Annotated in this window: 10 protein-coding genes and 1 pseudogene; 7 read left to right on the forward strand and 4 right to left on the reverse strand. The window is 70.2% G+C overall.

The annotated features are described in order from the left end of the window. The first annotated feature begins 423 nt into the window (after positions 1–423). Both ACIRD7_RS37855 and ptsP read left to right on the forward strand, forming a co-directional pair. On the forward strand, positions 424–873 hold the full coding sequence (locus ACIRD7_RS37855) for a PTS glucose transporter subunit IIA (RefSeq protein ID WP_403460500.1): 450 nt from the start codon (positions 424–426) through the stop codon (positions 871–873). 83 nt (positions 874–956) lie between these two features. Next, positions 957–2,627, forward strand: coding sequence for a phosphoenolpyruvate--protein phosphotransferase (gene ptsP, locus ACIRD7_RS37860; RefSeq protein ID WP_403460501.1), 1,671 nt, complete (start codon positions 957–959; stop codon positions 2,625–2,627). 71 nt (positions 2,628–2,698) lie between these two features. On the opposite strand, the gene ACIRD7_RS37865 is transcribed toward ptsP, so the two are convergent. Continuing rightward, entirely contained in the window at positions 2,699–3,592 is an 894-nt protein-coding gene (locus tag ACIRD7_RS37865; protein WP_403460502.1) for a hypothetical protein, read from the reverse strand. 178 nt (positions 3,593–3,770) lie between these two features. Beyond that, positions 3,771–5,738: an acetoacetate--CoA ligase gene (locus ACIRD7_RS37870; RefSeq protein WP_403460503.1), complete on the reverse strand. Its 1,968-nt coding sequence runs from the start codon at positions 5,736–5,738 to the stop codon at positions 3,771–3,773. A 214-nt stretch (positions 5,739–5,952) separates the two neighbouring features. On the opposite strand from ACIRD7_RS37870, the gene ACIRD7_RS37875 reads away from it, so the two are divergent. Beyond that, positions 5,953–8,331 (forward strand): TIM-barrel domain-containing protein, encoded by a 2,379-nt coding sequence (locus ACIRD7_RS37875; RefSeq protein WP_403460505.1) that lies wholly within the window; start codon positions 5,953–5,955, stop codon positions 8,329–8,331. Here the strand turns inward: ACIRD7_RS37875 and ACIRD7_RS37880 are convergent. Continuing rightward, positions 8,322–8,858, reverse strand: a complete 537-nt coding sequence (locus tag ACIRD7_RS37880; RefSeq protein ID WP_403460506.1) for an NUDIX domain-containing protein — start codon at positions 8,856–8,858, stop codon at positions 8,322–8,324. The genes ACIRD7_RS37875 and ACIRD7_RS37880 overlap by 10 nt on opposite strands. Positions 8,859–8,905: 47 nt before the next feature. Continuing rightward, positions 8,906–9,401: pseudogene (locus ACIRD7_RS37885) on the reverse strand (M15 family metallopeptidase). Between the two features lie 165 nt (positions 9,402–9,566). Here ACIRD7_RS37885 and ACIRD7_RS37890 point away from each other — a divergent pair. The 4 genes from ACIRD7_RS37890 to ACIRD7_RS37905 all read left to right on the forward strand — a co-directional run bounded on the left by ACIRD7_RS37890 (position 9,567) and on the right by ACIRD7_RS37905 (position 14,194). Continuing rightward, the gene (locus ACIRD7_RS37890) at positions 9,567–9,992 is read left to right on the forward strand and encodes a Zn-ribbon domain-containing OB-fold protein (protein ID WP_403460611.1); all 426 of its coding nucleotides are present in this window, start codon (positions 9,567–9,569) and stop codon (positions 9,990–9,992) included. Further along, positions 9,989–11,179 carry a lipid-transfer protein gene (locus ACIRD7_RS37895; protein WP_403460507.1) on the forward strand — a complete coding sequence of 397 codons (1,191 nt, stop codon included), beginning with the start codon at positions 9,989–9,991 and terminating at the stop codon, positions 11,177–11,179. Before ACIRD7_RS37890 ends, ACIRD7_RS37895 begins: the two co-directional genes overlap by 4 nt. Positions 11,180–11,336: 157 nt before the next feature. Next, complete coding sequence (locus ACIRD7_RS37900) at positions 11,337–12,989, forward strand: EAL domain-containing protein (protein WP_403460508.1); 1,653 nt, start codon at positions 11,337–11,339, stop codon at positions 12,987–12,989. Positions 12,990–13,468: 479 nt separating this feature from the next. Continuing rightward, on the forward strand, positions 13,469–14,194 hold the full coding sequence (locus tag ACIRD7_RS37905; RefSeq protein WP_403460509.1) for an MIP/aquaporin family protein: 726 nt from the start codon (positions 13,469–13,471) through the stop codon (positions 14,192–14,194). Positions 14,195–14,203: the final 9 nt, after the last annotated feature.

The raw sequence follows: 14,203 nt of genomic DNA on the forward strand, positions 1-14,203 counted from the left end.
TATCAACATATCTGGCGTTGACTTTTGGCACGCTGTTGAGTTCTCAAGGAACGGACGCTTCCTTTGTACTCACCCTCTCGGGCTTTCCTCCGGGCGCTTCCCTTCGGTGTTTCAAACTCTATCAGTGTTTTTCCGGCCCTCTGACCACCGTTCTGCAGACATGCAGAAGGTGACCCCGAGATAGGATCTGACAAGTTTGATGCTGCCGGGCAAGGGCGCCTAGTCGCGTCACTCAGCCCCAAGCAGGAGTACGACTGTACACGGGGCCTCGGAGCACGTGCAAATCGGTTTGCGGTATGGTCTAGACCACTCTGGAGTGCCCGGGCGGAACCGGCACTTCATGTGACATACCCTGCTGAACAGTGTGCCGTCCGGCACAGGCAGCGACGGCCCATAACGATCTCCACCCCTGGGAGGCTTCCCATGACCACCGTCACGTCCCCACTGGCAGGACGCGCCGTCGGACTGGCGTCCGTACCGGATCCTGTCTTTTCCGGGGCCATGGTCGGCCCGGGCACCGCGATCGACCCCGTGCGTGAGCCCTCCGAGGCCGTCTCGCCCGTGGACGGTGTCATCGTCTCTCTCCATCCGCACGCCTTCGTCGTCGTCGACGAGCAAGGGCACGGCGTACTCACTCACCTCGGTATCGACACTGTGCAGCTCAACGGCGAGGGCTTCGAGCTGCTCGTGAACAAGGGCGACACCGTGACGCGTGGTCAGAGCATCGTGCGCTGGAACCCCGCCGCGGTCGAGGCCGCCGGCAAGTCCCCGGTGTGCCCGATCGTCGCCCTCGAGGCCACGGCCGAGGCTCTCTCCGAACTGCGTCACGACGGCGATGTGAAGGCCGGAGACAGTCTCTTCGTCTGGAAGTGACGTCAGTGCCGTCGCATGGCGGCATGTAGGAACGACAACCATCGCGGCGGCGGGACCCGCCGCACTATTCGGAGACGGGTGAGATGGAGACAACGCTGCGAGGCGTCGGCGTGAGCCACGGTGTGGCGATCGGCGAGGTTCGGCACATGGGAACGGCGGTCCTCGAACCGCCTGCCAAGCAGATTCCGGCCGAGGACGCGGAGCGTGAACAGGGGCGCGCCCGCCAGGCGGTGGAGGCTGTGGCGGCCGACCTGATAGCGCGCGGCAATCTGGCGGGGGGCGAAGCCCAGGCGGTGCTCGAGGCGCAGGCCATGATGGCCCAGGACCCCGAGCTGATGTCGGACGTGGACCGGCGTATCGCCGTGGGCAGCACGGCCGAGCGGGCCGTGTACGACGCCTTCGCCGCGTACCGCGAGCTGCTGGCCGGTGCCGGTGAGTACCTCGCCGGTCGCGTGGCCGACCTCGACGACGTGCGGAATCGTATCGTCGCCCGGCTGCTGGGGGTCCCGATGCCGGGTGTCCCGGACAGCGACGAGCCCTACGTCCTGGTGGCTCGCGACCTCGCCCCGGCGGACACCGCGCTGCTGGACCCGACCCTCGTGCTCGGCTTCGTCACCGAAGAGGGTGGGCCGACCAGCCACAGCGCGATTCTCGCGAGGGCGCTGGGTGTGCCGGCCGTGGTCGCGCTTCCCGGGGCCGGTGAGCTTGCCGAGGGCACGGTCATCGCGGTCGACGGCAGCACCGGCGACATCTTTGTGAACCCGAGCGCCGAGAAGAAGGCCGAGCTGGAGGCCTCTGCCGCCGCTCGCAAGGCGGCCCTCGCTGCGTCAACGGGGCCGGGTGCCACCGCCGACGGCCACAAGGTGCCGCTGCTCGCCAACGTCGGCGGACCGTCGGACGTTCCGGCCGCCGTCGAAGCGGGTGCCGAGGGTGTCGGTCTGTTCCGTACCGAGTTCCTGTTCCTCGACGACAGCAAGAAGGCCCCGTCGGAGGAGAAGCAGGTCGAGGCCTATCGACAGGTTCTCGAGGCCTTCCCCGAGGGCCGGGTCGTCGTTCGTGTCCTGGACGCGGGCGCGGACAAGCCGCTGGACTTCCTGACGCCGGCCGACGAGCCGAACCCCGCGCTGGGTGTCCGTGGCCTGCGGACGCTGCTGGACCACCCCGAGGTGCTGCGCACCCAGCTGACGGCGCTGGCGAAGGCGGCGGAGGGGCTGCCCGTCTACCTCGAGGTCATGGCCCCGATGGTGGCGGACCGCGCCGACGCCAAGGCGTTCGCCGACGCGTGCCGTGAGGCCGGGTTGCAGGCGAAGTTCGGTGCGATGGTGGAGATCCCGTCCGCCGCGCTGCGGGCGCGCTCGATCCTCCAGGAGGTCGAGTTCCTGTCCCTGGGCACCAACGACCTCGCGCAGTACACCTTCGCCGCGGACCGTCAGGTGGGTGCGGTCTCCCGGCTTCAGGACCCGTGGCAGCCCGCGCTGCTCGACCTGGTCGCGCTGTCCGCCGAGGCGGCGAAGGCCGAGGGCAAGAGCTGTGGCGTATGCGGTGAGGCCGCGTCGGACCCGCTGTTGGCGTGTGTGCTGACCGGCCTGGGTGTCACCTCCCTGTCCATGGGTTCGGCCTCGATTCCCTATGTCCGGGCCACGCTGGCCAAGTACACGCTGGCGCAGTGCGAGCGTGCCGCCTCGGCCGCTCGGGCGGCGGACAGCGCTGAGGAAGCGCGCAATGCCGCGCAGGCGGTGTTGTCCGGCGAGTAGTCGGAGCACGACGGGTGTGTGCCTGTCGTGGAGGGGCGTTCCATCTGCGGAGGGAACGCCCCTCGTACGTTTCAGTGCTGGTGCCCGGGTGGCGCGGTGTCACTTCCGAGGTCCGGTGGCACGCAGTAGTCGACGCCTGATTCCGGGGAGATGAGATCTCCGGAGTCGAGGTCGGTGCAGTAGGCGTCGAAGACCTCGCCCGCGGTGAGGGGTTCCAGATCGTCTCCGCGGAGGCGCCATCCGTAGATCCGATCGGGGGTGCCGGGGGCGCTGGTCCGCATCACCAGTCCGCCGGGGCCGCGGGTGGCGAGGCCGAGGGCCACGACCGTGGTGAACTCCAGGGCTTCGGCCTCGTCCAGGTGTGTGGCGCCCTGGTCGTCCTCGTCCGCGTGCAGTACGGAGACGAGTGTTTCCGGGGTTCCCGTGATGCTGCAGACGAGGTGTCGGTTGCCCGGCGGGGCGGTGTCGAGGATGCGTACGACGAGGCCGGAGGCGCGGGTGAAGGCCGCGCGGCCGATGTCCTCGCCACAGGTGGCGCAGGATCCGAGGCGGGCCAGGAGGGTGGCGGCGTACTCCCAGGTGGCTTGTCGGACGGCCTCGTCGACCAGGGCCGGGACGACGTCCGCCAGGGGTCGGCCGTCGTAGGGGATGGTGGGTCCCTTGGCCGCGAGTTCGGCCGTGAAGCGGGTGCGGCTCGACGGGGCGTCGGGGTCGAGGCCCGTTTCCGCGCAGTACTCGGCGTACTCCTGGGGGTCGAACAGGGCGATGGTCGTATGGCTGCCCATGGACGCCCGTGTCCTGAGCAGAGCCTCCACCTGTTCGAGATAGATCTTGTGGTCGTCGAAGGTGAAGCTGCGGTAGCGCCGCATGGCCCGGAAGTCGTGTTCGTCGGTCAGCAGGCCGATCGTGCCGGCGATCTCGCGGCGCAGGACGCGTCGCATCGTCTGGTGGTCGGTGTGCGTCATGTTTCCCCCTCGTGCACGGTCGATCAATGCTCACTCACAGTAACCGGCGGGACTGACAACGGCCCCGGGGTCCGGGGCCGCGGACCGAGCGGCGCGTGTGTTTGTGCAGGTCGAGGAGTTGGTTCCGACAGCCGGTCTCTGACTCGCCGTGCACGGTGAGTCAGAGACCGGCTGTCGGTCAGGCGCGCTTGCGGGCGAGTTCCTCGTAGAAGTGGAGGAGGTCGAGGTTGTCGATGGAGCCGGGGTTGACCGCCTTGTCCAGGGGTGTGCCCTGGAGGAGGCGCTTGACCGGGACCTCGATGCGCTTGCCGGTGAGGGTGTGCGGGACGCCGGGGACCTCGATGACCTCGTCGGGGACGTGCCGTGGGGAGAGCTGCTCGCGGATGGTCTGCTTGATGCGGTTCAGGAGGGCCTCGTCGAGCACGGCGCCGGGGACCAGGTGTACGAACAGGGGCATCCAGTAGCCGCCGTCGGGCTGTTCGATGCCGATGACGAGGGATTCCTTGATCTCGGGGAGGCGCTCGACGGCTTCGTAGATGTCGGCCGATCCCATGCGGACGCCCTGGCGGTTGAGCGTCGAGTCGGAGCGGCCGTGGATGACGACGGAGCCGCGTGAGGTGATCGTGATCCAGTCGCCGTGGCGCCATACGCCGGGATAGGTGTCGAAGTAGCTGTCGTGGTACCGGCTGCCGTCGGGGTCGTTCCAGAAGTGGATCGGCATCGACGGCATGGGGTTGGTGACCACGAGCTCCCCCACCTCGTCGATGACCGGCTTGCCGCTGGGGTCCCAGGACTGGAGGTCGGTCCCGAGGCCGGCGGCCTGGAGCTCACCGATATGCACGGGCAAGGTGGGCACAGCTCCCGCGAAGCAGGAGCACACGTCCGTGCCGCCGCTGACAGAGGCGATCCAGAGGTCGTCGCGGACTTCGTCGTGCAGCCAGCGGAAGCCGTCGGGCGGCAGTGGCGAGCCGGTGGTGGCGACGCACTGCACCTTGGAGAGGTCGAAGTCGCGCGCGGGATGCACGCCGGCCTTGCGGCAGGCCATGACGTAGGCGGCCGAGGTGCCGTAGAGGGTGGCTTCCGTGCGTTCGGCGATGCGCCATTGGGCGCCGGTGTCGGGATAGCCGGGGCTGCCGTCGTACAGGATGATCGTGGTGCCGGTGAGCAGGCCGGAGACGAGGAAGTTCCACATCATCCAGCCGGTCGAGGTGAACCAGAAGAAACGGTCCTCGGGGCCCAGGTCGCAGTGCAGGCCGAGTTGTTTGAGGTGCTCGACGAGGATGCCGCCCTGGGACTGGACGATGGCTTTGGGCAGGCCGGTCGTGCCGGAGGAGTAGAGGACCCAGAGGGGGTGCTCGAAGGGGACCTGTTCGAAGACGGGTTCCACGTCGGCGGCTGTGAGGGCCGACCATTCCAGGGCGCCTTCGGGGGCCTCGGTGCCGAGGACCGGGATGTGCACGACCGCTCGTAGGGTCGGCAGTTCGCGGCGGAGTTCGGCGACGGTCTCGCGGCGGTCGTGTTCCTTGCCGCCGTAGCGGTAGCCGTCCACGGTGAACAGCACGACCGGTTCGACCTGCTGGAAGCGGTCCAGGACGCTGCGGGCGCCGAAGTCTGGGGCGCACGAGGTCCAGACGCCGCCGACGGCGGCCGTGGCGAGGAGGGCTACGACGGCCTGCGGGATGTTGGAGAGGTAGCCGCTGACTCGGTCTCCGGGGCGTACGCCGAGGGCGCGCAGCTCGGCGGCGAGGGAGCCGACCTGGCGGCGGAGCTCGGACCAGGTGACCGGGCGGGGCTCGTGGGATTCGTCGACGTGCAGGAGTGCGGGTTCGTCCGCGCGGGTCGCGGCAGCGCGCAGGGCGTGCTCGGCGTAGTTGAGGGTCGCGCCGGGGAACCACTGGGCGCCGGGCATCGAGCGGTCGCCGAGCACGCGCGCGTAGGGGGTGGAGAAGCGTACGTCGAACCACTCCGTGACGGCTTTCCAGAAGGTTTCCAGTTCGTCGACCGACCAGCGGTGCAGCGCCGCGTAGCCGCCCTCGGCGGGGGCACCGTGGTTCTCGGCGGCCCAGGCCTGGAACTGGGTGACCTGTGCTCGGGCGATGCGCTGCGGGTCTGGCTGCCACAGCGGCTGGGGGTTCACGATCGACATGGAGCGGCTCCCGGAAACTGTGCGCGTCGTGTGCGTCATCCGCGCACGGCGGGGGTGTGCGCGTGACGCGGATGACACGGACGATGCCATGTGATCGACTTCAGCACCAGGGTCCGCCCCACATAGTCCGTGTCGTGAAGATGTGGTCCCGGCACGGGTGAACGGCAGTTGAACGGCGCACGCGTGTGGGTCGGTGAATGGCAGGCTGAGCAGCATGGACGGTCGTGACCTGGTGCGTTCGATGAAGGTGGTCGGTTCTGTGGGGGCGGCCCAGGGGTTGCGTACCGTACGAGCGGCGTGGCGCAGGAAGCGCGCGGACGCCGTGGGGCTGCCGCCCCGGGGTGCCGAGCGCGCCCGGGTGCCCGGGCCCGTCCAGGAGGTGCGGCCCGGTCCGGGCGGTGGGGTGATCCGGTTCAGCCGGTCCGAGCTGTGTGTCACCGTGACCGTGAACGGGGCCGTTTTCTGGGGCTGGGACGGGGCCGGTCCTGAGCCGTCGTACGCGCTCACGGACCGCTGTCCGGAACCGGATCCGCGGGCCGTCCTGGAGCCCGACAAGGACGGTGGCTGGCGGGTCGTGGCCGAGCGGGTGACGGTGGTGATCTCGCGGCACGGCGCCGTGGAGGTGCAGACGCCCGGCGGTGTGACGCTGCGGCGTGATCTGCCGCCGCGCTGGTGGGAGCCCGTGGCGGGTGGTGAGGCCCGGTGGATGCAGCGCTCGGAGGTGGCGTCGGACGCGCGGTTCTTCGGGCTCGGAGGGCGGGCATCGGGGCCCCGGCTGCGGGACGGCACGTACCGGCTTTGGAACACCGATCCCGGGCGTCCGTTCGTTCCCGGCGACGATCCGCTGTACATCACCATGCCGGTGCAGTTGGTCGTCGCCGACGCCGGCACGCATCTGGTGTTCCATGACACCTCGTGGGACGGCACGGTGACGCTGCGGGAGGGTGAGGAAGGCGCCGGTTCCGGTCATGATCTGGCCGGGACGAGCGAGCTGCGGATGGACGGTGGTCCGCTGCGCTGCTGGGTGGTGGTGGGCACGCCCGCGCGCGTGCTGCTCGTCTGGGCCTCGCTGACGGGTGCGCCGGCGCTGCCGCCGTCGTGGGCGCTGGGGCACCATCACGCGCGGTGGGGCTTCGGCAGTGAGCAGGAGGTCCGGCGGATCGTTTCGGGCTACCAGGAGCGTGGCCTTCCGCTGGACGCGGTTCATCTGGACATCGACCACTACGACGAGCATCAGGTGTTCACGGTCGACCCTGAGGCCTTCCCCAAGCTGCCGCAGCTCGCCGAGGATCTGCGGCGGGACGGGATCCGCCTGGTGTCGATCGTCGATCCGGCGGTCAAGGCCGCGCCCGGTAACGCCGTGTACGACAGCGGCACTGCCGAGGACGTGTTCGTACGCGACGCTTCGGAGCAGCCCGTGCGGGGCGTGGTCTGGCCCGGGGAGGCGGTCTTCCCCGACTTCACGCACGCGCGCGTGCGTGCGTGGTGGGGTGCGCTGTACGAGGAGCGGCTGGCGCAGGGCTTCTCGGGTTTCTGGCATGACATGAACGAGCCGACCTCGTTCACCGCGTTCGGGGAGTCGACGCTGCCGCGCTCGGCCAGGCACTCCTTGGAGGGCCGGGGCGGCGACCACCGGGAAGCGCACAACGTCTACGGCCTGTGCATGGCCAGAGCCGGCTATGAAGGGCTGCGCGAACTGGCGCCCCAGGAGCGTCCCTTCGTCTTCTCGCGCTCCGGATGGGCGGGGTTGCAGCGCTACGGGGGCACCTGGTCGGGGGACGTGGCCACGGGCTGGCCCGGCCTGCGAGCCTCGTTGTCGCTGGTCATAGGCCTCGGGCTGTGCGGGGTGCCCTATTCGGGGCCGGACGTCGGCGGATTCGACGGGAGTCCGTCGCCGGAGCTGTATCTGCGGTGGTTCCAGTTGGCCTCGTATCTGCCGCTGTTCCGTACGCACGCGAGTCTGCGGGCGGGGCGTCGGGAGCCGTGGGAGTTCGGTCCCGAGGTGCTGGAGCACGCGCGCGTGGCGCTCGTCGAGCGGCGGAGGCTGCTGCCGTACTTCGTGACGCTGGCGCATCTGGCCCGGCGTACGGGGGCGCCCTATGTGCGCCCGCTGTGGTGGTCGGCGCCGGAGGATCGCGCGCTGCGCGACTGCGGGGACGCGTTTCTGCTGGGCGACTGTCTGCTGGTGGCGCCGGTGCTGGATCCGGGTGCCGACCGGCGTGCGGTGCAGTTGCCGCGCGGGCGTTGGTACGACACGGCGACGGAGAGTTCGTACGAGGGGCCGGGCCAGGTGCTCGTCGACGCGCCCATGTCACGGATCCCGGTGCTGGTGCGCTCGGGTGCCGTCGTCCCGATGTGCGGGGACGACGGCGGGCTGGAACTGGAGGTGTGGGCGCCCGCCCGAGGGCGTACCGGGGGCGGGTTTGTGGTGCCGGACGCGGGTGACGGGTGGGACGAGCCGGAGATCGAGCGGTACGTCACCCGCTGGGAGGGCCACAAGGTGGTCGTCGAGCTGGAGCACGAGGACGGGGTGACCCCGTCGCCCCGTCCGGTGCGTGTACGCGGGCTCGGCGAGGGCCCGGCTCAGATGTAGCGGCCTTCGAAGAAGGCTCGTACGGCCAGCGTGTGCAGCGGGAACGCCAGCTCCTCCGGCCTGCGCAGGAGGTGCCAGCCCTCGGTCTCGTCCGTGACGGCCGACGTCGGCAGGTGCTCGGTCGGCCGCTCCGGGAGGAGGCCGAACAGCAGCAGGTGCCCGTCGGGTGAGCTCATCGCGTCGACCAGGCGCACGTCGCGGCCGGCCGCGTCGATCCCGGTCTCTTCCTTGAGTTCACGGACGACGGCCTGCCGCCAGTCCTCGCGGTCGTCGATGTAGCCGCCGGGCAGGGCGATGCCCCCGCGCGCGGGGGCGATGGTTCGGGTGATGACGACCAGGGCGGTGCCCTTCGTGTCGTACACGGGCTGGAGTGCGACGGCCACCGGCAGCGGATTGCGGTAGGCCATGGCGCCGCACACCGGGCAGGTGCGCGGCCAGCCGGAGACGCCCTCTCCGTAGGGCGCGCCGCAGCTCGAACAGTGGGAGCCAGCTGCGGAGTTGGGGGCGGAGTGCTGAGTTTCGGACACGCGGCGGACTGTATCCGATCAGTGGAACGGAGTCTTCCGGGGGTCGGTCACCAGTGCCTTGAAAGAGCTTTCGAGGACACGGGGAAGTCGAAGTAGGTGTCCGGGTAGGGCTCCGGCTTGTACGTGTAGTGCCACCACTCCTCGGCGAGGTTCACGCACCCGAGGGGTTCGAGGGTGTCCTTGAGCAGCAGTCGGTTAGCCCGCTGTGCGCCCTGGATGCGTGGGTCGAGGGTGTACGAAAGGGTGTCGAAACAGTCGAAGCCGGTGCCCATGTCGAGGGAGTTGTCGGGAATCGCTCGCTCTGGGGAGCGAAGCAGGGCACCAGGGGCTCTGCCGGCCGGTACGGCCTGGTGGGCGTGGCCGGCAGCTTGACGAGTACCGCATCTCCCGGACGATGGTGGGGTCCACGGTTCGCAGCGCCACGAAGTCCTTCGGCGCCTTGGGCTCGGTCTTCGCCTGAGCCGGGGCGGGAGCGGCGGTCACGGCCAGCAGGGTGGCGAGCGTGGCGGCGAGTCCCCTTGCCCCGGTCGCGAGTTGTGTCATGTCTTCTGCATCTACCAGGGGTTGAGTCCCCCGGGGGAAGCGAACCGGCGCGGTCCACCCTGAAGGCCGAACACCTCCCCTGCCGGATGCCCGTCGCCCGTGGCACACTTCTGACGCATCGTCAGATCGAGGTCGGGAGGGATCATGGCAGGTACGCGCACGCCTGTGGTCGCCGGATGGTTCACCGGTGACGGAGAGGACTTCCGGCTCGTGGGCACCCGCTGCGCGGCGTGCACCTCGGTCTTCTTCCCCCGCGAGGACGCCCACTGCCGCAACCCGGGCTGTCCGGGCGGCGATCTGGAGGAAGTGCCCCTCTCGAAGCGCGGACGCGTCTGGTCCTACACGGACAGCCGATACCGGCCTCCGTCACCCTATGTGACCGATCCGGAACTTCCGTGGGAGCCGTACACGTTGATCGCTGTGGAGCTGGAGTCCGAGCGCCTCGTGGTGCTGGGGCAGGCGGCTCCCGGGGTCACCGTCGCCGATCTGACGGTGGGCCTGGAGGTGGAGGTCGTCCCCGGCGTGCTCCATAAGGACTCGGAGACGACCTGGACGACCTGGCAGTGGCGGCCGACGGGGGTGACGGCATGACGGACGACGTGGCGGTGCTAGGCGCGGGCATGCATCCGTGGGGCAAGTGGGGGCGCAGCTTCGTCGAGTACGGCGCGGCGGCGGCCCGCGCGGCACTCACCGACGCGGGGCTGCAGTGGCGGGACATCGGGTCGATCGTCGGCGCGGACACCGTGCGCGGAGGCTATCCGGGCTATGTGGCCGGGGCGACGTTCGCGAAGGCGCTCGGCTGGCAGGGCGCCCGGGTCACGAGCGTGTACGCGGCCTGCGCGTCCGGGGCGCAGGCGATCAACGCCGCGCGGGCGCAGATACTTTCGGGACTGGCGGACGTGGTGCTCGTGGTGGGTGCCGATGCCGCTCCCAAGGGCTTCTTCCGTCCGGCAGGTGGCGACCGGCCCGACGATCCCGACTGGCTGCGCTTCAGAGTCCTCGGCGCGACGAATCCGACCTACTTCGGGCTGTACGCCCGGCGGCGGATGGCCCTGCACGGGGAGACACCGGAGGACTTCGCCCAGGTCAAGGTGAAGAACGCGGCCCAGGGTGCGCTGAATCCCTACGCGCGCTACCGCAAGCCGGTCACCGCCGAGGAGGTCGCTGCCTCCGCCGTGGTCGCCGACCCGCTGCGGCTGCTCGACATCTGCGCCACGTCGGACGGGGGCGCGGCGCTCGTGCTGGCCGGTATGGACTTCGCCCGTCGGCACGGGGCCGCGAACCCGGTGCGGATCCGGGCGGTGTCCACCGTGACTCCGCGCTATCCCAACACCGTCCTGGATCTGCCGGACATCGCGACGGACTCCGCGGTGGCGGTGCGGCCGGCGGCCGGGACGTTCCGGGAGTCGATCGCCCGGGCGGCCTACGAGGAAGCGGGCATCGGCCCCGCGGACCTCTCGTTCGCGGAGGTCTACGACCTGTCCACCGCGCTGGAGTTGCAGTGGTACGAAGATCTGGGTCTGTGTGCGGAGGGAGAGGCCGCGAAGCTCCTTCGGGAGGGCACGACGGCGCTCGGAGGACGCGTGCCTGTGAACGCGAGCGGCGGTCTCGCGTCCTTCGGCGAGGCGGTCCCCGCCCAGGCCATCGCCCAGGTGTGCGAGCTCACCTGGCAGTTGCGGGGCGATGCGGGTGACCGGCAGATCGATGGCGCCCGCGTGGGCATCGCGGCGAACCAGGGCCTGTTCGGGCACGGGTCGGCGGTGGTGGCGATGCGATAGGGACAGGCTGCGCGACCGGCTCTCAGGCACCCGCGTGGGGTCAGCGGGCGACCTGGGGCGATCAGCATTTATCTACACTGTGTGAGCAGGCAGGAATCCTGCGTGAACGTCTTATGAACTGGGCTCGGGCGCGCTTTCGCGGCGAAATCATGCTCTCGTGCAGTCCTGGCCGGATACTCTCCGCTTCGCCTTCCAACCGGTCGTCAATCTGACGACCGGCGCGGTCGCGGGGCTGGAGATACTCGCGCGCCCGGAGACCGGCGACGTCCTGGCCGAGGCGCGCCGCGATCCCGAACTCGACGGCCAGCTCGCCGTGTTGGCGTTCCGTGCCGCGGCTCGCAAGGAGACACTGCTCCCCCTGTACGTCAACGTGTTCGCCGGCACTCTCGGCGACCTCGGCGGGCTCACTCCCCTCCACGACGCCGTGCGGGCGGCCGGGCGGCTGCCGTGGGAGGTGACCATCGACATCGGCCCGCCGTACACACACGTTCCGCAGCAGGCGCTTCTGGAGGCAGTCGGCGCGCTGCGTGAGCAGGGTTTCCGGACCAGCGCGGACGGCGTCGGGGACGGGGACATCCCGCTGCGGCTGCTCACGGACATGATGCCGGAGCTGGTGAAGCTCGACGCGTCCCTGCTGGCGCGGCCCGCGGCGATCGGGGCGATGCGGACGCTGTGCGAGCAGCTGGGAGCGCTCCTGTGCGTCGAGGGCGTGGAGACCGAGCTGCAGTGCGCGGCGGCACGGTCGGCGGGGGCGCAGCTGGCCCAGGGTGAGCTGTTCGCTCCGCCTGCCCGGCTGCCGGCGGCGGAGGTATACGTTCCGCCGCGCTCGTCCGGACTGGCGGTGACGCCTCCCTCGGGGCCCTCGGTGCGGGAGTTCGTCCGGCCGGCCGCGCTGCTGCCCGCCACGGCGTCGGCCGGCCAGGTGCGGGCGCTGCTGACCGGGTCGCCGGACGTGTCGGGTGTGCTGCTGGTGGACACGTACGGCGTTCCGGTGCGGTCGGTCCATCGCTCCCGCTTCCTGCTGTCGATGTCGGGGCGCTACGGCCATGCCCTGTACGCCGACCGGCCCGCCGCGAAGCTCGGTGATCCGCCCCGCACGGTCGGCGTCGACGCCACCGCGTGGGAGGTGCTGGACGTGGTCGCGGACGGCGGCCGGGACCGTACGTCGGACGATGTGGCCGTGGTCGACCGGTACGGGCGGTGCGTGGGCGTCGTACGGCTGGCGGACCTCGTACGAGCCCTCGCCGAGACCCGGGTCGAGGAGGCGGCCGGGCTCAATCCGCTGACCCGGCTGCCGGGCTCGGACGCGATCACCGGCGAGGTGGACCGGCGGATCGCGGACGGTCGGACGTTCGCGCTGAGTTGGCTGGATGTCGACCATTTCAAGCAGGTCAACGACGGGGCCGGGTTCGCGGCGGGCGACGAGCTGATCCGGTCGGTCGGGCGGGCGCTGCAGCACGCGGCGTCGGACAGCACGCGCGTGGGCCACATCGGAGGGGACGACTTTCTGGTCCTCGCCGATCCGGAGGGGTTGAGTCCGCTGGCCGTCTCCATGCTGGACGCGCCCTGGTCGGCTGGGGGACGTCCGGTGACGTTGTCGCTGGCCACGGTCCTTTGCGCGCCCGGGAGCGTGACGGATCACCGGCAGGCCGCCTCCTGTCTCGCACCCCTGAAGAAGGCGGCGAAGTCCCTGAGCGGGGCGAGCTGGGTGCTGGGCCGGGCGGGGCTGCCGGGCCACGAGATCCTGCGCGGGATGGAAGGGGGCGCGGCGCCCGCCCCGTGCGCGGTGGCGGAGCCGGGCCGGGGGTGAGACGCTTTCCCCAGGTCGGCGGTGGCCGAAAGGTGACCGTGGGCCTCAGCACCGCCAAGGCCTTCGGCCTCTGCCGGGTCCAGCAGGAAAAGGCCTGCCTGCCGGCCTCAGCAGGGCCTGGCCCTACGCCCCGCCCCGGAGCGGCATGCCCGGATCACGGTCACCGTGGGTCCGTGCCCCGTCGGCACGCCGTCAACCGTTGGCGTCGGCGACCTTGACGCCCTCTGAACGCCGGTGAACACTTCCCGGTGTCAGCCGACATCGCCGCACATTCTCGGCGTATCCACGCTCTGCGCCGCGCGGTTCGACCTGTACCAAGGCCCACTCCCCCACGCGCGATTTCGGCTGCGACGGCACGCTCGTCACTGACGCCGGGCGGGGCGCGCGAGACTCCCTGCCTTCGGCTGAAGACGCCATGGGAAGCGCACCCCGCACGGAGAACCGGGGCTGATCGTCCCGGCCAGGGCCTAGGAGCCGCAATGAGCAACGGAGACATATTCCTCGGTGAGGTCATCGGCACCGCGATCCTCATCCTCTTCGGAGCCGGAGTGGTCGCCGCCGTCCTACTCAACTATTCCAAGGCAAAGGACGCCGGCTGGATCGTCATCGCCTTCGGCTGGGGATTCGGCGTGATGGCCGGCGCCTACACCGCCGCACCGCTGTCCGGTGGACAGCTCAACCCGGCCGTGACGATCGGGATCGCCATCGACACCGGGGTCTGGGACAAGGTCCTCATCTACATCGCCGGCCAGATGGTGGGCGCGATGCTCGGGGCCGTGCTGTGCTGGCTGGTCTACCTGGCGCAGTTCCAGGCCAACGCCGACGAGAAACTGGCTCAGCCGACCCTCGGGATCTTCTCCACCACGCCGACGATCCGAAATCCCGTGGCCAACCTGATCACCGAGATCATCGCGACCATCGCGCTGGTGCTGCCGATCCTGGCGTTCGGCCTGACCAAGGGGCTCGGTGTGTCCGGCACCGCGATTCTGATCGTGTCGTTCCTGGTGGTCGGCATCGGTCTGTCGCTCGGCGGTCCCACGGGATACGCCATCAACCCGGCCCGTGACCTGGGCCCGCGCATCGTGCACGCCCTGCTCCCGATCCCCAACAAGGGCACCTCGGACTGGGGTTACGCGTGGATTCCCGTGGTGGGACCGCTGATCGGCGGGTGTCTGTCCGGGGTCATCTTCAACGCAGCGTTCTGAAGGAACCGA

The organism is Streptomyces sp. NPDC093568 (assembly GCF_044764945.1).
Classification (GTDB): domain Bacteria; phylum Actinomycetota; class Actinomycetes; order Streptomycetales; family Streptomycetaceae; genus Streptomyces.